The 20,960-nt window shown below is 61.2% G+C and carries 14 protein-coding genes, 1 tRNA gene and 5 pseudogenes; 12 read left to right on the forward strand and 8 right to left on the reverse strand.

Annotated features, from left to right (window positions below; genetic code table 11):
* Positions 1-19: 19 nt before the first annotated feature.
* The 4 genes and pseudogenes from OKW27_RS13395 (at position 20) to OKW27_RS13410 (ending at position 3,735) form a co-directional block, all read left to right on the forward strand.
* Positions 20-787 carry an SDR family NAD(P)-dependent oxidoreductase gene (locus tag OKW27_RS13395; RefSeq protein ID WP_429333753.1) on the forward strand — a complete coding sequence of 256 codons (768 nt, stop codon included), beginning with the start codon at positions 20-22 and terminating at the stop codon, positions 785-787.
* 28 nt (positions 788-815) lie between these two features.
* A pseudogene (locus tag OKW27_RS13400) lies at positions 816-1,412 on the forward strand (NADPH-dependent F420 reductase).
* A 1,349-nt stretch (positions 1,413-2,761) separates the two neighbouring features.
* Positions 2,762-3,229: pseudogene (locus OKW27_RS13405) on the forward strand (hypothetical protein); the annotation flags it as partial.
* Positions 3,226-3,735: pseudogene (locus OKW27_RS13410) on the forward strand (hypothetical protein). The pseudogenes OKW27_RS13405 and OKW27_RS13410, both read left to right, overlap by 4 nt.
* 576 nt (positions 3,736-4,311) lie before the next feature.
* Here the strand turns inward: OKW27_RS13410 and OKW27_RS13415 are convergent.
* Entirely contained in the window at positions 4,312-4,566 is a 255-nt protein-coding gene (locus OKW27_RS13415) for a hypothetical protein (RefSeq protein WP_429333754.1), read from the reverse strand.
* A gap of 679 nt (positions 4,567-5,245) precedes the next feature.
* On the opposite strand from OKW27_RS13415, the pseudogene OKW27_RS13420 reads away from it, so the two are divergent.
* A pseudogene (locus OKW27_RS13420) lies at positions 5,246-5,950 on the forward strand (MFS transporter); the annotation flags it as partial.
* 524 nt (positions 5,951-6,474) lie between these two features.
* On the opposite strand, the gene OKW27_RS13425 reads toward OKW27_RS13420, so the two are convergent.
* The 4 genes from OKW27_RS13425 to OKW27_RS13440 form a co-directional block, all read right to left on the reverse strand.
* A complete protein-coding gene (locus tag OKW27_RS13425; protein WP_429333755.1) occupies positions 6,475-6,861 on the reverse strand; it encodes a nuclear transport factor 2 family protein in 387 nt (128 codons plus the stop codon).
* Positions 6,862-6,936: 75 nt separating this feature from the next.
* Positions 6,937-8,283 (reverse strand): MFS transporter, encoded by a 1,347-nt coding sequence (locus tag OKW27_RS13430; RefSeq protein ID WP_429333756.1) that lies wholly within the window; start codon positions 8,281-8,283, stop codon positions 6,937-6,939.
* Positions 8,284-8,373: 90 nt separating this feature from the next.
* A complete protein-coding gene (locus OKW27_RS13435) occupies positions 8,374-9,906 on the reverse strand; it encodes a bifunctional 3-(3-hydroxy-phenyl)propionate/3-hydroxycinnamic acid hydroxylase (protein ID WP_429333757.1) in 1,533 nt (510 codons plus the stop codon).
* 55 nt (positions 9,907-9,961) lie between these two features.
* Positions 9,962-10,813: a fumarylacetoacetate hydrolase family protein gene (locus tag OKW27_RS13440; RefSeq protein WP_090809645.1), complete on the reverse strand. Its 852-nt coding sequence runs from the start codon at positions 10,811-10,813 to the stop codon at positions 9,962-9,964.
* A gap of 147 nt (positions 10,814-10,960) precedes the next feature.
* On the opposite strand from OKW27_RS13440, the gene OKW27_RS13445 reads away from it, so the two are divergent.
* From OKW27_RS13445 to OKW27_RS13455, 3 genes are all read left to right on the forward strand, one after another.
* Entirely contained in the window at positions 10,961-11,527 is a 567-nt protein-coding gene (locus tag OKW27_RS13445; RefSeq protein WP_090809646.1) for a VOC family protein, read from the forward strand.
* A gap of 118 nt (positions 11,528-11,645) precedes the next feature.
* Positions 11,646-12,458, forward strand: coding sequence for an IclR family transcriptional regulator (locus OKW27_RS13450; protein WP_090809648.1), 813 nt, complete (start codon positions 11,646-11,648; stop codon positions 12,456-12,458).
* Positions 12,459-12,645: 187 nt separating this feature from the next.
* Positions 12,646-13,821, forward strand: a complete 1,176-nt coding sequence (locus OKW27_RS13455; RefSeq protein ID WP_429333758.1) for an FUSC family protein — start codon at positions 12,646-12,648, stop codon at positions 13,819-13,821.
* A 49-nt stretch (positions 13,822-13,870) separates the two neighbouring features.
* Here OKW27_RS13455 and OKW27_RS13460 read toward each other — a convergent pair whose 3' ends face one another.
* On the reverse strand, positions 13,871-14,533 hold the full coding sequence (locus tag OKW27_RS13460; RefSeq protein ID WP_429333759.1) for a TetR/AcrR family transcriptional regulator: 663 nt from the start codon (positions 14,531-14,533) through the stop codon (positions 13,871-13,873).
* Between the two features lie 135 nt (positions 14,534-14,668).
* Here OKW27_RS13460 and OKW27_RS13465 point away from each other — a divergent pair, with 135 nt between their 5' ends.
* From OKW27_RS13465 to OKW27_RS13480, 4 genes are all read left to right on the forward strand, one after another.
* The gene (locus OKW27_RS13465) at positions 14,669-15,961 is read left to right on the forward strand and encodes an NAD(P)/FAD-dependent oxidoreductase (protein ID WP_429333760.1); all 1,293 of its coding nucleotides are present in this window, start codon (positions 14,669-14,671) and stop codon (positions 15,959-15,961) included.
* A 655-nt stretch (positions 15,962-16,616) separates the two neighbouring features.
* Entirely contained in the window at positions 16,617-17,396 is a 780-nt protein-coding gene (locus OKW27_RS13470; protein WP_429333761.1) for an acetoacetate decarboxylase, read from the forward strand.
* 28 nt (positions 17,397-17,424) lie between these two features.
* Positions 17,425-18,207 carry a 3-hydroxybutyrate dehydrogenase gene (locus OKW27_RS13475; RefSeq protein ID WP_429333762.1) on the forward strand — a complete coding sequence of 261 codons (783 nt, stop codon included), beginning with the start codon at positions 17,425-17,427 and terminating at the stop codon, positions 18,205-18,207.
* Positions 18,208-18,218: 11 nt separating this feature from the next.
* Positions 18,219-19,568, forward strand: a complete 1,350-nt coding sequence (locus OKW27_RS13480; protein ID WP_090809663.1) for a DUF3734 domain-containing protein — start codon at positions 18,219-18,221, stop codon at positions 19,566-19,568.
* Positions 19,569-20,066: 498 nt separating this feature from the next.
* Here the strand turns inward: OKW27_RS13480 and OKW27_RS13485 are convergent.
* Together OKW27_RS13485 and OKW27_RS13490 are read right to left on the reverse strand one after the other, a co-directional pair.
* Positions 20,067-20,139 (reverse strand) — tRNA-Lys (locus OKW27_RS13485).
* A 48-nt stretch (positions 20,140-20,187) separates the two neighbouring features.
* Positions 20,188-20,753, reverse strand: a pseudogene (locus OKW27_RS13490) (Hsp20/alpha crystallin family protein).
* Positions 20,754-20,960 lie beyond the last annotated feature (207 nt).

Here is a 20,960-nt window from a genome sequence, read left to right on the forward strand (position 1 = left end):
ATCCACTGAGGAAAATAAAATGGAACGATCCCTTAAAGGAAAAACCGCTCTCGTTACCGGGGCATCGCGGGGCATTGGCCGCGCCATTGCCGAACGTCTTGCAAAGGATGGTGCGACGGTCGCGCTGACTTACAACGCCAGCAAATCCGGCGCAGACGAAGCGGTCGCGACCATCGAGAAAGCGGGAGGCACTGCGTTCGCGATCCACGCGGACCTCGTTGACCCGGCGACAGTCCCGGCCTTGTTTGAGAGACTCGATGACGAGTTCACCAAGCGGAAGGGAAGCAAAGCTCTCGATATCCTGGTTAACAACGCCGGCAATTCCGGCTGGGTTGGCTTCAAGGACGCGACGCCGGAGAGTTGGGACACCCTGATCGCGGTCTACGCCCGCGCGCCCTTCTTCATCGTTCAGGCCGCTCTGGATCGTCTCACAGATGGTGGACGCATCATCAACATCTCATCCGCTGCCGCCACGAAGCCCGTAACAGCCGCGCCTGTCTATTCGATGGCCAAAGCGGCCATCAACAACCTCACCCATGCGCTCGCGTCCGAGTTGGGGCCGCGCGGAATTACCGCGAACGCCGTAGCGCCGGGCTACACGCGAACAGACGTGAACGCCGCCATCCGGGAGAATCCCGAACTCGTCAAGGCGGTCGAGGCCGAAATCGCGCTGGGACGCTTTGGCGAGCCTTCGGAAATCGCCGCCGTCGTGGCGTTTCTGGCCTCCGATGACGGCCACTGGGTGACCGGTCAGACGATTGAAGCGAGCGGCGGCTACAAGCTCTGATCGCGCCGCAAAAACCAAAGGAGAACATATGAGCTACGCAATCATCGGCTTCGGCAAGATCGGCTACGCGCTTGCCAAGGCGTTTGCCCGCAGCGGTATCGAAGTATCCGTTGCAACCACGCGCGACCCGGAAAGCTTTGCGTCCGATGCCGCCGCGATCGGACCCTGAATCATTCCCAAAACCCTGGCGGAAGCCCTCAAGGCAGACACCATCTTTTTAGCTGTCCGTTTCGAGTCGCACCCGGAGGTCGCGAAAGCGCTGCCGAACTGGAAAGGAAAGACCATCATCGACGCGATGAACACGTTAGCCCCGCTTGAGGAACTGGACGGTCTCCCGTCGTCAGTTTTCGTCGCGAAGGCGTTCACCGGAGCCAGGCTGGTGAAAGGCTTCAACCATTTGGTCGCTGCCGTCCTTGACCAGGACCCGGCCGTACACGGTGGCAGGAGAGTCGTGTTCCTGGCGAGCGACGATGACGGCGCCGCAGCGGAGGTTGGTGCGCTTGCGGAAAAACTCGGTTTCGCGCCAATCAACCTCGGCGGGCTTTCGGAAGGTGGACTGCTTGTACACGCGCGCGGAAATAGCTGGGGTCAACTGATATTCAAGGATCTCGTCAAGTTCAAATAGCGGCGCGTCACGACAAAGTCACAGCGGCCACGCGCATCGCCAAACGCATGCGGCGATCTGATCGAGATTCAGTTAGTGATTCTGAGCGAATGCATCATTGCCGCTAACGACCCACCGGCCCCGAGCGCCCGTAACGGAAGACGTGATGCGAACGAATGTCCGTTCGGAATTGGAAAGCGGTCGTTGTTGACATGGTGACGCGGATGACGGCTCGGGGTCGATTTGCGACAGATCGTTCTGTCGCTACCGTGCCTGTTTTCCGTTTTCTGAAGCGTCCCCCAGGCAGATGTCGTCCAACCACGGTATTGCCTTGAGGGGCGGCGTCGGCGTCCACCGCCTGCAGCACAAAGCATCGGCGTTGAAAGCCATACTGGCACGGAGCAGGCCTGCGCAGTCACTGACGCGAGTTGAACAATCGTAAAAGGTAAGCGCTAGTTATCGGCTGGCGTCTCCACCAATTTCCCGATCAGGCGCAGCAGTTCGGTATGCTCCGGCCCTTTGCCATCTCGAACGAGGAAGTCGCCAATTGAGATGTCGGACGGCCGGCCACCTGACGAGAGGTTTGGCTCATGTCGGACGAAAACCCGGCCAGAGTCGTATTCGTGGACGAGCGACCAACGGTCTCCGTTCGCGCTCCTGTAAAGCTCTCGCGCCTTTTGAGTCATGGCCCCTCCTATTCGGGCTAAGCATACAACGGCCGGGACGTCGCTGACAGGGTGTCAACGTGGTTTTAGCGATCGAATCGATCACGGCGATGATGCCGCGACATACGCGATCTTCGGTCCGCCCTTTCGGTCAACCGGCCGGAACTCGACCTTATGGAACGTATCGACCAGGCGTGCGTTGTCTTGCCTGGAAGTCAGTCGGCGCAAATAAAAGAACGCGTCGCAGTGATCCAGTTCCCGGTGGCGTTGTTTCGCGCAAGGGGAGGGGCGGCAAATGCCGGATGCTGTTCATCAAGTGGCGCCCCCCATGAGACTCGACAGACGGCACGCAACGGCTGAGCCTGAGGCCCCGGCAATCTTGAGTGTCGCCCTGGAAAGGGACATCGAGCTTGGTCAGTCAGGCGCTGTGAGCCAGCATGCATCGCGCGCCATTCCGCCAATCACCGCTGCGCACCGATCCTGCGAATTTCGCTGGTTTCACCAATCCACTCGCGTCAAAATGTGGAATGCGCCGCTCTCGCGATGCGTCTGCCAGCTTTCGCGCAACCGGCTACTGCATCGATCGGGACAAGCCATCCGGAGCGAGGAAAACGACCGTGCAGAGCGCGATTCGGCGGCATTGCCTGCCCGTTACCGCGCTGGCGACCTGTCTCGCGTTGGCAGCCGTCAGTACGGGTCTGACTGGGCTGCAGTTCACTTTACAGTGAAGGCGCCACGGCGGGTGCCGGTATCGCCGGGGCGGCCGTCGCCGGCACGGTCACCAGCAACGCGGCCGTTGCCACCGGCATCGGCCTCGGCGCAGTGGCCGCTGCCCGAGCCGGCGTGCAGTACTCGGAACGCGTGATGCACGCGTATACGCAGGCGCAGATTGCGACCGCGGCGGGACCGCTCGCGGTCGGCGCCGTGGCACCCTGGTTCACCAGGCACAGCGTACCGATCGAGCCAGACGAAAAAGGCCGCGTGACTGTGAGCCGGGTGATCAGTACCGGTATGCTCGACTGCAAGGAAATTGTCTTTTCTGCCGATACCGATGCGAAGAAGGATCAGCCCGCGACCAGTTCGTTCTACGTCGCTGCGGTGTGCCGTGATGGTGATGACTGGAAATGGGCCTCGGCGGAACCGGCCACGGCACGCTGGGGTGCGCTGCAATGAAGCGCCGCTTTAATGCGATGCTTGCGGCCGGCGTTGTGGCGAGTTTGACGGTAATGATGAGTGGCTGCGCGTCGGTCGGCGCGGTGGCCGGTGCGGTCGCCGCGGTATCGACAGGCGCCGTCACCAGCAATCCTGCCATCGGCATCGGCGTGGGCATCGCAGTGCAGGCCGCCGCCGACGAAGCCGTCAGGCGCGTGATGAAGTCGCTGCACGGCGACCAGCAGATGGCGATCGCGGCCACGGCGGGTGAATTGCCGGTCGGCGCAACGAAGCCGTAGCGGGTCAAACACGTGCTGCCGCTCGAAAATGGTCACGGCGAGGTCCGCGTGCTGCGCGAGTTCGATAGCGCGCTGGCGACCTGTCGCGAGTTTGCATTTTCGGTCATTGCTGGCGAGAAGCCCGGTGCGCCCGCTGCCTGGTTTGTCGCGTCAATCTGTAAGGATCAGGACGGTTGGAAGTGGGCTTCGGCCGAGCCGGCGGTCGGGCGATGGGGCACCTTGCAGTAAAGTCCAGTCGGAACGCGCGCGCAATCGCCACATCGAATACGGCTGGCGTTACGGATTGCTCTGTCGCACCAAGGCGTTACTGTAAGGTAAGATCCGGTGGCCGGAAAATGCTGGCGACCCCCATGGCCAGGACGACGAAGACCGCGCAGGACGTTGCCCCCTGGCGTCGCCCAGGTGCTGAAGCGACTGCACTGTCCACATGATGTGATTTTGATGTGCGTGTGGCGGTCTGTTCGAGGATACTGCGCTTGCCGCCGCTTGCCGCCGCTTGCCCGGCAACAGGTGGAAGGGTACGAGGCTAATGTTCGCGCGGAGATCCGCCAAGCTGGGCATCGATCGCGCGCCTGGCGAGGTCTATCGCATCGCTGACTGCGGCCGCTACGCTGAGCAATGAGCGGTAGTGCTCCCAGGTATGCGGCCGCCCTTGCGGTCGATTTCGCCACGCCGCGACATCTGCTCCACCAGCAACGTAACGGTCGACCCGCCGTCGCAGTCCTCTCGCGCGCTGACCGTGATAATGTAGCCTCGGTCCACCTGTTGCTCTTCCATGGCCAACTCCAGACAACAAATGCAAGGTTATTCAGCGATGCCGGCGAGGTCTTCGATGTCGTTTTCAATACGTCCTCGCGCTTCAACCGCCGCTTCCTCCGTAGTCTTTGCGATCAGTGGGAAAATCAGTCCGTTCCCTTTGAATTCGCCGGCGAAATGGACCCATGCCACGTAAGAACATACGCCGGATTCCAGCCGACAGATATTCAGAACTACATCATAGGTACGCTGCAGTCCCTGTCGACGTACGTATTGAAATTTGTACACCTCGGTATCAGGCATGACGACCTCTTCCGCACCTTAAGCCTTAAGGGTAGGCGGCCACGTAGCGACGAAGATCTGCGCTCGTCGCTCGGCATAGCGCGGCTTCCTCCGGTCATACGAGGTTACGCCCTTCCGTATAGGTTGCGAAGACACGCTCAGTTCGATAGGCCCTTTCTCGTACATATCGATGTCCGGACACTACGTGCACGGATCGCGGCAACGCGCGTTGCCGCACGCACTTACGCGGACGCGCGACTCTTCAGCGCGCCGCACCATTACGTTGACCGGCCCGCTCGGCAACGGTGCACTAGCGTCACTTGATCGGCGACGCGGCGATTGGGTTCGTCCGTACCCGGCCAGTTTCCGACACTCGCTTGCGAACGCACACGGACGCTCGAGCGGCCGCTCAGTGTCGGCGCCAACGACCTTCGACGTCTCGATTTCTTCTGCATCCAATCTACCTTCGAAGCATCAAAGCCCACCGTTCTCGGCGCTCACGCCAACCGCGTCGCGCAGCAATCCAGACCCGACGCTGCGCGACGGTCCAGTCGGTCGTTACAGGTTTTGCGGGAACAAGGCGCGACGGGCACCCTCGTTCATCTCGGTGCTGAGGGTCATGCGTTGCTTCAGTGCGATGACCCGCGCCGCCGCCGGACGTGCAGAGATCTCATCGACCAGGCGCTGCACGTGCGGATAGTCGGCGCAGGGCTTGCGTGTGCCGCCCGCGCATGATGCCGCCGGCGCGAATGTGAATGAGGCCGGTTCGCCGGTGGCGAATCTGCGCCCGTCACAGACGCTCAGGACGCCGATCTTCTGGCTGATGTTCGCCATGATGACGATGATGTCGACGTCCGGTCTGATGGTCACGTCGCAAATGGCCACCTTCGCCGCCGATTTCGGCGTGACCAAAGTGCTCGTGTTCGGCATGGCGGCGCTTCCGCTTGCGTTGACGATCGACCGCTTCACGAACGGGCTCACGCGACCGCTGTTCGGCTGGGTGTCCGACAAAGTCGGCCGCGAAAACACGATGTTTTTCGCGTTCGCCCTGGAAGGCGTCGCGATGGCGCTGTGGCTGTTCACGCGCGATAACGCGGTGCTGTTCGTGTTGCTCTCGGGCGTGGTGTTCTTCGGCTGGGGCGAAATCTTCTCGCTGTTCCCGGCGACGCTGACTGACACGTTCGGCACGCGGCATGCCACGGAAAACTATGGCTGGCTCTACATTTCGCAGGGCATCGGCTCGATCCTGGGCGGCCCGCTCGCGGCGTTGATGCACCAGCACGCGGGTAGCTGGTTGCCGGTGTTCGGCGCGGCGATCACGCTTGACATCGTTACCGCATTGCTCGCGATTGCGGTTCTCAAGCCGATGCGCCGCCGTTTTCTTGCCGCACCGCGCGGCGTTTGACGGCAAGTGGGTGCTCGTTCGTTGTACAACTAATTGCCGGGTGGCGCGCGCCCTTCATGGGCGCGCCGCGCATACCGTCACAGTCACGCCTCTTCTAACAGGCGTCGTTCAGCCGCCGTCGGTCTTGTACGTTGAAGCGGGCTCACTCGTGGATGTTCCAGTGACGCTCCCGCGGCTCGCGGCTTGATTGTCGCCGGATATGTTTTTGGTTCGCCGCCGCGATAGTCTCGATCCCACATATTCAATCTTCACGCTTCCGTCGCGTCGGTCCGCTCGTTCGCGCAGAAGAAACTCGCGGAACGCCGCCGATGGCTTGGAGCTGCAGTTCGGCACCAATATGCCTGGCCGCTACACACTCTCGGCGCTGCTCATGCCCGCTCTCGAACTTGCCGCGACTGAATCGCCTGACCGGCCACGCATCGTTACGATTGCTTCCATCGCGCACAAGCAGGGGGAGTTCGCGAACCTGTTCAGGATCGGTGTCCAGGCTTACCCCGAGACGGACGGCAAGATAGGGATCTGCGTCAATCCGGCAAGCGCCCGGAATGAAGATGCAGCAGTTTCCAGCCGCCCTCGCGTTTGACCCAGATTTCAGTTATGAGCGCGCGAATGTTGAGCTCAGATCCATCGGTCCTGCGCACCAGGGATTGCTCGAGATGGCCCGTCGTGATCACGGTGTCTGGCAGGAACCTATACGCGAGCGGTTGCGGACGCACGATTTGACGCACCTTGATCTTCTCGGTAAGGAAGGACAGATACTCCGACTTGCCGTGAACGTAGCCAGCTGAATGGACGAACGTCAGATCGTCGTCGAGTAGCGACGCGAGCTTGTGCAGGTCTCCAGCCACCGTGGCGTCGCAGCGCTGTTGTTCCAACGCCTCGACGGCGGCCTGAATGGACGCATCTTTCATCGTAAATCTCCCGAAAATACTGCATGGATACCTCTTGTCGGAGACGGTGCCGGCCGCGTCGTGGCTCGATTCGGCTCAACGCAACAGTTCGCCGCTCAGTCCATCTGTCTTCGAAGGCGACCCGGCCCGAGACTTTCCCGTCGGCAACCCATAGCTCGCAAGCAGCGCGACCGTGCATGCGGCGATGACATACCAGGCTGGCGCTGCCAAGGAGCCGGTCATGCGAATCAGCATGGTCGCCAGCAAGGGCGCAAAGCCGCTGAATACGACAACGGCCAGGTTGTAAGCCAGCGCGATTCCGCTGAATCTGACCTGGACAGGGAATTGGTCGGCGAGCACCGACGCCCATGTCCCGCTTGCCAGTGAAAAAACCACGCCGGCAAGCACAAACAGCACCACCGGATTGACGGTGTGGCTCGCCAGCGCTTCATAGAACGGGTAGCTCAATGCGATCAGCAGCGCCGCTGACGCTCGAAGCAGGTACCGGCGTGGAATCTTGTCCCCGAGCCAGCCTGCGGCGAGGAGGCCGAGGGAACTGACGATCAGATAAGCGTTCTGGGCAATTGCCGCGGTCCGTGGCGCATAGTGCAGCTGCTGGACGAGGTAGGCGGGCATGTGGCCATAAAGTATGCCGTTGACGCCGGCCATCACGGCGATCGCCAGTGCCCCCGTCGCGACCGCTTTGCCATGACGTCGCAAGGTCTCGCGAAACGGCTGTTTGACGACAGCTCCTTGCATCCTCTTGAACTCGGGCGACTCGTCCAGATTACGGCGCATCAGGTAGGAGGCGATCCCGCAAACGCCGCCGAAAAGAAACGCGATCCGCCAGCCATACGCCGCCGCGTCCGTGGCGGACAGGTAGGTCTGGATGCCGAGGTTGACGAATGTGGCCAGCAAAACACCCAGGTTCACCGCGCAGATAATAATGCCCGCGGCGAGCCCCGCCCGATGCGGCGCGGCTTCCACTGCGTAGGTAATCGCGCCGGGCATTTCTCCGCCGACGCAAAAACCCTGAAGCATGCGCAGCAGGATCAACAGGATCGATGCGGTCATGCCCCAGCTCTGAAAGTTGGGCAGCAGACCAAGACAGATCGTCGCGGTCGTGACCACAATGATTGAGCCGAGAAACACTGGACGCCGGCCATACCGGTCGCCCCAGCTACTGAGCACAATTCCGCCGAGCGGTCGGATCACGTACCCGATTGCGAGCACGGAGAAAGTAGCCAGCATGCTGACCAGCGACGACGAGTTCGGGAAAAACTGGGCCGCGATGTTATGGGCAAAAAAGCCGTAGACGATGAAGTCGTAAAACTCCAGCGAGCCGCCAAGGCTTGCGATGAGAATCATCTTCCACTGCGACGGGGACAAGCCGGATGGCTGTGAACGGTCGGCGCCGCCGACCGGGTTGTGGGATATTCCCATGACTCCTCCAATTTGATTATCGGATTCTTTGTCCGATGGTCTATGTGCGTCGACCGCGAGACATCTCGCGTGACAACGGGGGGTGCGGGCTCACATGGCCACAGCACCTTCGGTTTGCAAGCGGGGTACGGCGTGGTGCAGAAGGTTTTGCAAGGATTCACCGTCCTGCGCGACGCCGTACACATACCGGTCGGGGCGTACAAGCACCGCTGGAGCGTTGATCGACTCCAACCACTCGCGAACAGCCGCTCCATCGCTGGCCACAATCCCGACGCCCGCTTGCGCAGCGCTATTGGCGACGTCGGGGCATTCACGGAGCAATTCCGGTCGCGCAAGCAGCGCAAACCGATAGCCGACCACGTCGTCCACGAGTTGTCCGTCCAGCAGGCGGGGTTGCGGTGCAATATGCCCGGCCACGCCCGATGGTTCATCGATCCATGCGCCCGGGCCAAGCCTGGGTTGTGGGGTCACAAAATTGCGAATCGCTGCGCTCATTTCTTCATCACGGACTTCGGCCAGGTCTGACCTCGTCGTTTGAATGACTGAGCCGAGCTGTACCGCCGTTTCGATAAATAAGCGCACGTGCGGCGAGCGTTCGGATTCGTAGCTGTCGAGGAGGGTATCGGGCGCTTCGCCATGAATGACGGCACCAAGCTTCCACGCGAGATTCGACGCGTCGCGAATGCCGGCTCCCATCCCCTGGCCCATAAAGGGTGGCGTCTGATGTGCGGCATCGCCTGCAAGCAGCAGTCGGCCACGGCGCCAACCGTTCGCCACGACCGAGTGAAATGTATATATGGCAGAACGTTCGAGGCGCGCATCGGCCGGAGAAATCCAGCGAGCGAGTTTGTCCCACAGCCATTCGGGGGACGTGAGTTGCGTCACGTCATCACCGGGCATCACCATGATTTCCCAGCGGCGCCGATTTCCGGGACCACGCGTGTAAGTGGTCGGGCGCGCCGGGTCGCAGTATTGGACCGAGTAGTCGCCAAGATCGGGCCGCGGTGCATCGAGCAATACGTCGACCACAACCCAGCGTTCATGCGATTTCAGATCGCTCAATTCGGTGCCCATGAAGCGTCGCGCAATCGAGCGTGCACCGTCGCAGCCGACTACATATCGCGCGGTGGTACGTCCAAGTTTGCCGCAGCACGTATCCTCGAAGCGCAACTGGACGCCATCGCTCGCGTCGTCAAGCGCGAACACTTCGTGGCGCAACCGGACGTCAACGCTCGATTGCTGCGCAAGACGCTCGCGTAACGCATTCTCGAGATCGGGCTGATGGAACTTGTAACTCGCACTCCACCCCTGTGGTCCGATACAGGTTGGCCGTTGCCAGTCGATCAGCAACTTGCCTTCCCCGTTCACGAATTTCATGCCGGGACCCACGAACAGCTTGGGTAGCAGCTTGTCGGTTAAACCGAGGGTTTGGAACACGCGCATGCATTCACCGTCGAAATGCACCGCGCGAGGAAGCGCGAAAATCTCCTTGTCTCGCTCCAGCACCAGCACCCGCAAGCCTTCGATTGCCAGCAGGTTCGCGAGCGTCGCCCCGGTGGGCCCGAGACCGATAACGGCCACGTCGTAGTCGCACGCGTGCGTCGAAATAGTTTTCTCTAACATGTCTTGTTCCGCCAGATAGACGCCGAGCGCACACGAACGCGCCCGGCTACGACTTTTACGCTTCGTCGGCGATTGGATTGGACAGAACGCCGATCCGATCAACCTCCACTTCCGCCACGTCGCCGGCCTTCATGAACAGCGGCGGATTGCGCTTCGCGCCGACGCCGCCAGGCGTGCCGGTCACGATCACGTCTCCCGGCGAGAGCGGGGTGAACGTCGACAGGTAGGCAATCTGTTTGGCAATGCCGTGAATCAGCATCTGCGTCGTCGCGCGTTGCACTTCCTGTCCATTCAGGCGGGTGACGAGCGTCATCACCGCGTTGGGTTCGATCTCGTCGCTCGTCACCATCCACGGTCCGAACGCGCCGGTGCGATAGAAATTTTTGCCCGGGCCCCACTGGCCCGTATGAAGCTGCCAGTCGCGCACGGAACCGTCGTTGTAGCAGGCGTAGCCAGCGATGTGATTCCACGCGTCGGCCTCGGCAATGCGTCGTCCACCGCGCCCGATGATGACGGCAATCTCACCCTCATAGTCGAACTTCTGCGACTCAGGCGGACGCAGCATCGGCTGGCCATGGCCCACCTGGGAAGCCGGCACCCGCATGAAGATGACCGGATGCTCGGTGGTTTCGCGGTTGGTTTCCTTGACGTGGTCTGCGTAGTTGAGTCCCACGCAAAAGATTTGTTCAGGGTTCGGGATCACAGGCAGCAGCGTGACTTCCGACAGCGGGTAGTCGCCCTGCGCGCCATCGGCGGCCTGCGCGGCCTCGCGGAATGCGTCGGCGGCAATCAGTGCCTTCAGATCGGCATAACGGCCGCCGAGACGTTTGCCAAGGTCGAACACGGTTTCATCGCGAACGATGCCGAACGATGAGCCAAGGTGGGTGGAGAAGCTGGCGAGTTTCATTGATGCTCCGGGTGGATAAAAAGTAGGTAGGATCAACGCCAGGATTCGTAAAAAACCCGTGCATTTATCTTATAGTGAGAATATACTAAATTTATCTAATGTCACAACGTGTTTTTTCTTAGGGTTTATCACTACTTGGAGACGGGCATGGACGGTATGAAGAAAGCGAGGGCAGGGCTGTCGCTCAGTCACATGGGCTTCTATGTGAGCGACATGGCGCGCGTGGAGGACTTTTATACGCGGGTGATGGAATTCACCGTGACGGATCGGGGTTCGCTGCAGACGCCGCACGGCGCTGTGCAGTTGGTATTCTTGAGCCGCGATCCCGCGGTGCATCACCAGATCGTGCTCGCGAGCGGCCGCCCCGAGCACTTGGCGTTCAATCCGATCAACCAGATTTCGTTCACAGCCGACAGCCTTGCCACGTTGAGGCGGTTTCATCGGCAGTTCATTGCGGAAGGCCTGCAGGAAATCAACCCCGTCACCCACGGCAATTCGGTTTCGATCTATGCGCGCGATCCCGAGGGCAATCGCCTCGAGCTCTACATCGACACGCCGTGGTACGTCGACCAGCCGATGCGGGTGCCGGTGGACTTCGGCTTGCCCGATGCTGAACTGATGGCGGCTGTCGAACGCCACGCAAGAACGCTATCGGGATTCAGGCCGCGAAGTGTCTGGCAAACCGAAATGGCCGAGCGCATGGGGCTTGCATAAGCGTGGCGCTGCGTGGCTCGCGTGCGACTGTTTCCGCGCGGTGGTCGTTGAAGGCGTCAATGGCGATCTTGCCAGTGCATATAATTCCGTTCACACACGAGGAGGCGCAGCGCAATAGATGTCGAGCATTACGAGACTTTTATCCATACTCGAGCTGTTTTCGGAGGCGAAGCCATTCCTGTCCGTCGAAGACGTTGCCGCCGAACTCGATTGCTCAACCCCAACGGCTTATCGCTATGTACGCGAGCTCCTGGATGCTGGCTTGCTCATCCGGTTTGCAGGAGGAGACTATGGTCTCGGCCCTCGCATCATCAAGCTTGATTACCACCTGCGCATGTCGGATCCGCTGCTTGCGGTCGGGCAGCCGATCATGCGTGAGTTGAGTGAACACTCCGGCTTCGATGTGGTGATGTCGCGCTGGTACGGTAACGAACTCGTGGACACGCATCGTGAGACTCACGGCGCGGCGCTTGACCTCCGGTACGGCCGGGGCCGTCCTCGCCCCCTGTTTCTCGGCGCCGCTCCAAAAGCGATCCTGTCCACCTTTCCGAAGGCCAAGCTCGCGGTCCTGTTCGATCAGTATGCCGACGAGATCGCGCAAAGCGGCCTCGGGGCGACACTCGACGAGTTTCGCGCGTCGCTGCTCAAAATCCGGCGTGCCGGTTTTTATCTGTCGAGGGGCGAACTGGAAAGCAGCGTTTCTGCACTGGCGTCGCCGCTATTTACGGACGACTCTAGTGAAGCAGTCGGTTCGCTTGCGGTGATCGTGCCGACCCAGCGACTCGAATTTGCCAATCTGGACCGTCTTGTCGAATCGATCCGGGAGGCAGCGGCGCGAATCTCGCAGCGTACGCGTGCGTTGGTTGAAAGTCGGAGGACCGGAGCCATCACGTCGTCGCACACCGTTGCGCGAGGCAAGCGGTCCGCATGATGGCCGTCACGTGAACGTCATTCGATCGCGCTCGCGCACTTGAACCTCGGTGGGTTCGGCGGAAGCGGCACTTGCGACAACCGAACTGGTAGCACGAACGCGTAGACCGACGTCGTCAGGAGAGGGCCGTCTTGAAGCCGCAAAAAGGCGGTTGGTCACTTGCGACCCTGCGGGATGCGGCTCTGAAGTGTCGACAGACAAGACGTGCAATCCGGAGCGCCGTCGGAGCGAAAACGCGATCTCCGCCTTCGATTCAAATTTCATTATCCAATCGCCTGGCCGCTTCACAAAACAATCCCAAATGAGAAGACCTTTCTTTCCGCCCCGCGTACTGAAAAGCCTGCTCGGCTTCAACGACGGCCCGTGGCGGTGGTCGGCCGGCGTCGGAGGGGGCGTCGCCATGGGCGTGCCTCTGAGCGCGTTCATGCTGGCCGGCCACCCGTCACTCGGGCTCATCGCTTCTCTCGGCGCCTTCACGGCTCTCTACGGCTCGACGCTGCGCCTGGGCGACCGGCTCCAGGCCTTGCCGTTCGTCGCGGCGGGGTTCGTGGCCGCCTCCACGCTGGGCGTACTGTGCGCGACGAATGCGTGGCTGACCATCGCCTGCCTCGTCGCCGTGGCTGCGCTCGCCAGCATCATTCTGCTCGGTGTCGGAATGGGCCCGCCCGGGCCGATGCAGTTCGTGCTGGTCGCCGGTGTCAGCGGTCATCTGGCCGCTTCCGCGCGTTTCAGCGGTTCGCCCCTTGGCGTCTTTATGATCCCCTCTCTGGTCGCGGTCGGCGCGCTCAGTGCGTACTTGCTCGTGATCGCACCCCTCGCGCTGCCGCTTGTGCACCAGCGCAAGGGCGAAGCGTCCAGCTTGCGGATGCGGTTTCCTCCCGGCTTGCTCGACGGGGAAAAGGCCACGATCGCCGCGAGGGTGATCGTTGCGGTTGCCAGCGCCGGCTTGCTGAGCCTGTCTTTTGGGGAGCACCGTGCCTACTGGACGGTTATGGTCGCGGGTGCGGTGCTGCAGGGCAGCCACGTCTCGCGCTCAAGTGCCATTCGGGCCGTGCACCGCGTTGTGGGCACGGTCTTGGGCGCGGCTGTCTTTGGCTTGATCCAGCTCGTCGACCCGAAAGGCCTCTGGCTCGTCGGGGTCCTCGCGCTGCTCCAGTTCGCGATCGAAGTCGTGGCCGCGCGGCACTACGCCCTGGCCCTGACCTTCATTACCCCAACCGCGTTGACCATCTCAGCGGTGGGCGGGACGAGCGCTCCCTTCGCGCTCGTCGGCGAGCGGATCGTGGACACGTTCCTTGGGGCGGTCATCGCCATGGTAGTTCTCTTGGGCAGCGAATGCGTCAGGGGACGACGCGCACGATAAGCAGGTGGAGGATTCTGGGCTTGTCGCGAAGGGCATTGGGTCTTGCTGATTACTTTCCGATCATGTTCAGCGCCGTGTCCCGCACCGCGCGCTTGAACCTGGTCTGATCTTCAGGAAGTGACGAGAAAGCCCGCAGCATATGGTGGTAAGCCACGGTATTGCTGATGGCGTTCATCAGCATGGAAAACATGACCTCGGGGTGGTGCGGTTTCAATTCCTTCGCCCTCGATGCATCTTCGAGCAAAGGCACGAACACGTCGTGATAGGGGCGCACCAGACGCCCGATGAGTATGTTGAAGCGCTCGCCTTCTTCGGTCGCGGCAGTCGAAAAAAACATACCAAGGTCGGGTTCGTCGAAAACCTGATCGATGAAAAGAACCACTGCGTGTTCGACACGCTCACGCGCACCTAGCGTGGCCGAGCGCAACCTGGCTGTGGCGTCGATCATTGGCGCAGCCTGATCCGCGATCTGCTCTACCACCGCAACCCATAGCGCTTGTTTCGACCCGAAATGATGCGCGATCAGCGCCGGGTCGACACCCGCGTCGCGCGCGATTTCCCGCACGCTGGTAGCGTCGAATCCACGCTTTGCGAAGGTGTGCCGGGCATTTCGCAGGAGGACGTCGGCACCGACGGAAGCACTGTACGCGGGTCGTCCGCGGGTACGCTTTTTCTCGATCAGCCTGGCAGGTCCTGACGTTACGTCGTTCATTTGGGTGTGAGTTGTGGATCGTCAATTCAGCCGAAGTTTAACTGACGGCGCGTGAGACGCTGAGGAGGGCCGCGGTTTGACGGAGCTCGTGCTTTAGGCTACGATGTGACTTATTCATCACGCGTTGAATTTATTATGTCACAACCAATACGGATTGTCATCGTTGGCGGCGGGATTGCGGGAATTTTGCTGGCTACCCGACTCGGCGACCTGTTAGGGCGTAGCGGCCGGGCCAGCGTCACGCTGATCGACAGCAGCCCGACGCACATATGGAAGCCGATGCTGCACACTATTGCAGCCGGCACGCGCGATGTTCAGCAGCAGCAGGTGATCTACCTCGCCCATGCCCGCGATCACGGCTTCACCTATCAGCCCGGCGCAATGCACGGGCTCGATCGAAGCCGGCGGCTGGTCCAGCTCGACGAGCTCAGGACGCCGGAAGGTGAAGTAGTGCTCGGTCCGCGAACGGTCGGGTACGACGTGCTTGTGCTGTCGCTGGGTAGCCGGGCGAACGATTTCGGCGTGCCGGGCGTGAAAGAGCACTGCCATTTCATCGACAGTCAAAAACAGGCCGAAGCGTTCAACGCCGCGTTGCGAGCGCGCGTATTTCGAAGCGTCGCGAAGGACGAACCACTGCGTGTGGCGATCGTCGGCGCGGGTGCAACGGGTGTTGAGCTGTCCGCTGAACTGAGCCGCTTGCTTGACGTTGCGTCGAGTTACGGAGACCCGACTGTGCGAGAGCGGCTAAGTCTGACGCTGCTCGAAAGCGGCCCGCGCGTGCTCGGGGCGTTTGCGCCGGAGATATCGGCATCGAGCCAGTCGCAGCTCGAGCATATCGGTTTTCGCGTGCTGACTTCGGCGCGTGTTACCGCGGCAGAGGCGAATGGTTTTCGCCACGGCGACGGCACGCTTGCCGAGGCCGATCTGATGGTCTGGGCAGCGGGCGTCAAGGCGCCGGATTTCATGAACAATCTCGACGGACTCGAAACGAACCGGTCCAACCAGATCGTCGTCGGAGCGAGTCTGCAGTCTTCGCGTGACGATCACGTGTTCGCGCTTGGCGATTGCGCAAGCCTGACACTTGCCGGTCACGAACGGCAACTTGCACCGACCGCGCAGGTCGCCACGCAGCAGGCCGAGCATCTCGCGCGTCACCTTCCGGGGTGGCTTGCAGGCAAGCCACTTGCCGATTTCCGTTTCCGCGATTTCGGTTCGCTCGTCTCGCTGAGCGACTACAACGCGTTCGGCACGCTTGGGCGCTTCGGACTCTTTCGTGGCGGTTTCGTGCGCGGACGTTTCGCTCAACTGAGTCACGCCATGCTCTACCGGCGCCATCAGCAGGCTCTCCATGGCTTTCGAAAGGCGACGCTGCTGTGGACAGCGGAACAGATCAACGGTCTCGTCCAACCGAAGATCCGCCTGACCTGAAAGTGGCGCCGAACCCTTTGCAGACCCTGTCGGTTTCCTGGTGCGACTCGTGCAGCGGTCGCTGTGATTACCAGCCCTGACGGGTGTTCATCGCGAAGGGGCCAGGGACGTGCGTGTTGAGCGGTCATCCGATTGAGGCGGGCGACGCCGTGTACTCTCCCAGAGCAGGCGATCCGCCCCCGCGAAACGCAGGCGTAGTGATGGTCGCGGCTTCCGTTAATGTCCAACTGTGACCTTGCGCGCGTTTATATTCTCGGGGACGCGGTTTCGAATCGACATGCCTGAAGCAAGCGAGGCATCGGGGACGAAACAACGAGCCATGTGGCAATTAATAGGTATTCCTATATGTGCGACATTGCCTATCACGAAGCGACATCGCTACACGCGGCGTTTCGCCGATGAGAAGCTGACGCGCACAAGGATCAAACCAATTGTTGCGGCGAGGGGGACAGTGTTTTACGGCCAGCAAGGACACCGATGCATGGACCAAGGCGCTACTATTGCCCGTGCTCTGTACAACGATGCAAAGCACAGGGCCACTCGAACCCGACACGCTGTGATAAGGCAGAGGCGCGGTGTGCAGCACAGCACCTCTGGTGCGCATGCGTGGGCTTTAAAGACGCGACGTCATTTGACGTCACTACTGGAGAGATAGTTGAAAATCGAACAAATCCGCAAAGATGCTTTTGCGATGCCCGTCCACAATCCTTCCTACCCCCGCCCGCCGTTTCGCTTCCTTAATCGTGAGTACTTCATCATTTCGTACGAGACCGACATGGACGCATTGCGCGCCGTGGTGCCGGAACCACTGACAGTCGCAAGCCCCCTCGTGCATTACGAATTCATTCGCATGCCAGACTCGTCGGGATTCGGCGATTACACGGAAAGCGGCCAGGTTATCTCGGTAAGAGATGATGCCGGCGCGCCAGGCAGCTACACACACGCGATGTACCTCGACGACGAAGGCCCGATTGCAGGCGGTCGTGAGATTTGGGGCTTCCCCAAGAAGCTGGCGAGTCCGAAATTGCGTGTTGACGGCAACGACACGCTGCTTGGAACGCTCGACTATGGCACCCAGCGCATTGCCACGGGCACGATGGGCTACAAGTACGAGCCACTTGACCTCGAGGTCGAGCGCAAGAAGCTGGCGGACACGCCGAACTATCTACTGAAAGTCATTCCGCACGTCGACGGTTCAGCCCGCATCTGCGAGCTCGTGCGCTACTTCCTGCGGGATGTCACGGTGCTCGGCGCGTGGGGCGGTCCGGCCGCGCTTGAGCTGCACCCCCATGCCTTGGCTCCTGTGGCGGATTTGCCGGTGCGCAAAATCGTCGGCGCGCGGCACGTTATCGCCAATCTCACGCTCGACATCGGGGAGGTGGCTTTCGATTACCTCGCCGAGGCGCCGGCACTCAAGCTTGCCGCGAATCAGTAAGCACCCTCTGACATATTAAGGAAAAGGCATGTCCGTAAAAGACAAGGTCGCGCTCGTGACGGGCGCTGCAAGTGGTATCGGTGAACAGTGCGCACGCAAGCTCGCGGCGCTCGGCGCGTCGGTGGTAATCGCGGACCTGAACCTCAAGGCTGCTGAGAGCGTGGCCGAGAGCATCCGCAAGGAGGGTGGCAAAGCGCTGCCTGTATCAATGGACGTGACGAGCGAAGAAGCGGTCAACGCCGGCATCCAGCAGGCTGTCGACAGGCTTGGCAGCATCGATGTGCTGGTCTCGAACGCGGGCATCCAGATTGTTAACCCGATTGAAGATTATGCTTTCTCCGACTGGAAAAAAATGCTCGCAATCCATCTGGACGGCGCGTTCCTCACGTCCAAAGCTGCGGTCAGGCACATGTACGCTGCGGGCAACGGTGGGTCGATTATCTATATGGGCTCGGTCCACTCGCACGAAGCGTCGAAGCTGAAGGCTGCCTACGTGACGGCCAAGCATGGACTGCTCGGTCTCGCACGCGTGGTAGCCAAGGAAGGTGGTTCGCGCGGTGTACGGGCCAATGTCGTGTGTCCGGGGTTCGTGCGCACGCCGCTTGTCGACAGGCAGATTCCGGAGCAGGCGATAGCGTTGGGCATTTCGGAAGCAGACGTCGTCAAGAACGTGATGTTGAAGGAAACGGTCGACGGCGAATTCACGACGGTGGAAGACGTCGCCAACACCGTGGCATTCCTCGCCGGCTTCGAATCGTCCGCATTGACGGGCCAGTCCATTATCGTCAGCCACGGCTGGTCGATGCACTAAGGAGCCGCCCAGTGCGTCAAGATCAAGAAACATCAGGCACACCTCGCAAGACTTTCAAGCTTCCGGCCTATGACGAGGTCGCTCTCGTGCTACAGGGTGGCGGCGCGCTGGGCTCCTATCAGGCCGGCGTCTACGAAGGCCTCGAGGAAGCTGGCATTCATCCGGACTGGATTTCCGGCATCTCCATCGGCGCGCTTAACACAGCCATCATCGCGGGCAACGCTCCGGGCAAGCGTACCGAGGCATTGCATGGATTCTGGAACACCATCTGCCAGCCGGCGGACATGCTTGGGAACCTTGGCGCGTGGCTACCCCGCGCCGCGGGCATGCACGACCTGTCGCGCAAGTGGTCGAGCTGCTGGGCGGCAGGCCGCGCACTCACCGAAGGGCAGCGAGGCTTTTTCTCGCCGCGCCTTCCGGTGCCCATCCCAGGGATGGGCAAGCGCTCGCCAGAAGAAGTGAGCTTTTACGATACCACCGCGCTTCGGGCGACCCTTCTGCAATTCGCCGATTTCGACAGAATCAACGACGGCGATATTCGCGTCTCCGTCGGCGCGGTCAACGTGCGCACGGGTAACCTGGTCTACTTCGACAACACCCAGATGCGCCTTTCGCCAGAGCACTTCATGGCCTCGGGTGCGCTCCCTCCGGGCTTTCCTGCCGTCGAGATTGATGGCGAATATTACTGGGACGGCGGTCTGGTGTCGAACACGCCATTGACCGAGGTTGTAAGCGACCCGCAGCACAAGGACACCTTGGTCTTCCAGGTTGACCTGTGGAGTTCGAGCGGCGGCCTCCCGGGCGACATGCTGGATGTGTCCGAGCGCGCCAAGGACATCCAGTATTCCAGCCGGACCCGCGCTATCACCGCGATGCTCGGGTCGAACCAGCGTCATGCACAGCTCATCAAGGAGCTACTGAAGCATGTGCCGCCGGGCCTGGAGAAGCAGCATCCGCTCATCCGGGAGGCACGGGAAGTTGCCGATGGCAGTACGGTCAATGTTGTGCACCTCATATACAAGAACAAGGCGTATGAGGGGCACTATAAGGATTACGAATTCAGCATCGACACGATGAGCGAGCACTGGCAGACGGGCCTGGACGACATTCGCGCGTCGTTTGAGCATCCGGACTGGTTTGCGATACCGAATCACGATTCGGGATTCGTGACGCACGACGTGCATCGTCCCGGGGGCGCGCCTCACGCGGCGCGACTGGAGGGCGCTACCAAGCCAGCGCATTACTCGCGCAGGCGCCATAAAGCGGGCGTCGCGCAAGCACATCTCGAAGTGGCAGCGCCGAAGTCCGCCCCACCTGGGGAAACGACGAAGGAAGCTGTGCAGGATGCGACAGGCCGCTAGCCATCGTGGGGCCGGCCGGGTTCAGTTTGGCCGGTCCCTTTCCACGCTAGCCAAAGGGGCGCTGCCGCAGGTGAGTTCGGCTGCGCGTCCAGTAGCGCAAGCGACTACCGAAGCCAAGCAGAAGCGCGGAGAGTCGGAACAGATGATTTCCCGCGCGAGCCAGCAGGCCGTCAGCAAGGTGGCGGCGCATTGCTGACGGTGGCGGCATTGAGCAACCCGACGGCAGCTTCCTGCATCTGCGAACTCACACTCCCGACCCTGAAAAGACCTTCAACTTTCTCGTTAGCAGAGTGTCGCCGGACGCCCTTGGTGGAATTCATCGATCAAGCTCGGCGAGTCTTCCGCAAGAAGATCGTCGAATGACCAAGCTACACGCTGACGAGAAACTTTCCGCAAGCCGGGCTCGAGCCGATGCGCTCATCCGGCACCCCCTGACCGGCCACCGGCTATCCAGTCCAGTCGCGCGTGCAAAGGTCCGACTCAAGCGAGCCGACGGGGTAGGCCGTACTGGATTCGAACCAGTGACCAACGGATTAAAAGTCCGCTGCTCTACCAGCTGAGCTAACGGCCCGTCTCGCCCGATGTCCACCGCGACCAGGGCACTTCTTGCCTGTTTGGCCTAGCCGATATCGATCGTGCGGCTAGTGGATCGCGCCGGCTCCGATTTCGGCACGGTCAACGTGAGCACACCGTTATCAAATTTTGCCAATGCGTGATCGGGGTCGGCGTTTTCCGGCATCGGAATCGTGCGAATGAAGCTTCCATAGGCGCGCGCTCGAGCCGGTAGCAGCCGTCTTCCTCGCTGCGCACGTCCTGTTTCTTTTCGCCGCGCAACACGATCGCCCCATCCTCGACGCTAACATTGAGGTCTTCGCGCTCCATCCCGGGCAGCTCGGCGGTCACGCGCAACACCTTCCCTTCATCGACCACGTCGATGCGCGGCTGGAAGCGCGATGAACTGAAGTCGCCAAACCATCGTTCGAGGGCGCCGCGACCTGCAAACGGGTCATGGAAGAACTCTTCCAAAGCACGCCACGGTTCGCGTGCGAACAGCCGCGGAATGTCAGGCCACGGGGCACGCCACTGTTCGTTCGCCGGGGGGCTTTCCGGGCTGTCCGCATCGGACTTGCGGGCCGCCCCGCGTAGGAACTTGAAGGGATTCCACTTTTTCGGGTCGGTGTTCATCGTATCCTCCTCTACAGTCTGGCCGAAGAACCGGATTCCTGTCATTGCGCTGAAGTCGCGACTCTGCCCTCGGCATTCCGGACTGCATCTGCGGAACGCCGTCACGGCCGCCTCGCGATCTGCGGCGCGTCCTGAGCTCACGTACCGGCACCGCGCCGTATGCTGAGCGTGCGTCCGCGCCAGCATTCATGTATGACGTCCGCATCC

Origin of the sequence: Paraburkholderia sp. 35.1 (genome assembly GCF_050436525.1) — a bacterium.
Taxonomy (GTDB): Bacteria; Pseudomonadota; Gammaproteobacteria; order Burkholderiales; family Burkholderiaceae; genus Paraburkholderia; species Paraburkholderia tuberum.

Coding starts and splice junctions, on each gene's coding strand:
- OKW27_RS13395 (WP_429333753.1), top strand. CDS start 20: ATGGAACGATCCCTTAAAGGAAAAACCGCTCTCGTTACCGGGGCATCG.
- OKW27_RS13415 (WP_429333754.1), bottom strand. CDS start 4,566: ATGCCTGATACCGAGGTGTACAAATTTCAATACGTACGTCGACAGGGA.
- OKW27_RS13425 (WP_429333755.1), bottom strand. CDS start 6,861: ATGAAAGATGCGTCCATTCAGGCCGCCGTCGAGGCGTTGGAACAACAG.
- OKW27_RS13430 (WP_429333756.1), bottom strand. CDS start 8,283: ATGGGAATATCCCACAACCCGGTCGGCGGCGCCGACCGTTCACAGCCA.
- OKW27_RS13435 (WP_429333757.1), bottom strand. CDS start 9,906: ATGTTAGAGAAAACTATTTCGACGCACGCGTGCGACTACGACGTGGCC.
- OKW27_RS13440 (WP_090809645.1), bottom strand. CDS start 10,813: ATGAAACTCGCCAGCTTCTCCACCCACCTTGGCTCATCGTTCGGCATC.
- OKW27_RS13445 (WP_090809646.1), top strand. CDS start 10,961: ATGGACGGTATGAAGAAAGCGAGGGCAGGGCTGTCGCTCAGTCACATG.
- OKW27_RS13450 (WP_090809648.1), top strand. CDS start 11,646: ATGTCGAGCATTACGAGACTTTTATCCATACTCGAGCTGTTTTCGGAG.
- OKW27_RS13460 (WP_429333759.1), bottom strand. CDS start 14,533: ATGAACGACGTAACGTCAGGACCTGCCAGGCTGATCGAGAAAAAGCGT.
- OKW27_RS13465 (WP_429333760.1), top strand. CDS start 14,669: ATGTCACAACCAATACGGATTGTCATCGTTGGCGGCGGGATTGCGGGA.
- OKW27_RS13475 (WP_429333762.1), top strand. CDS start 17,425: ATGTCCGTAAAAGACAAGGTCGCGCTCGTGACGGGCGCTGCAAGTGGT.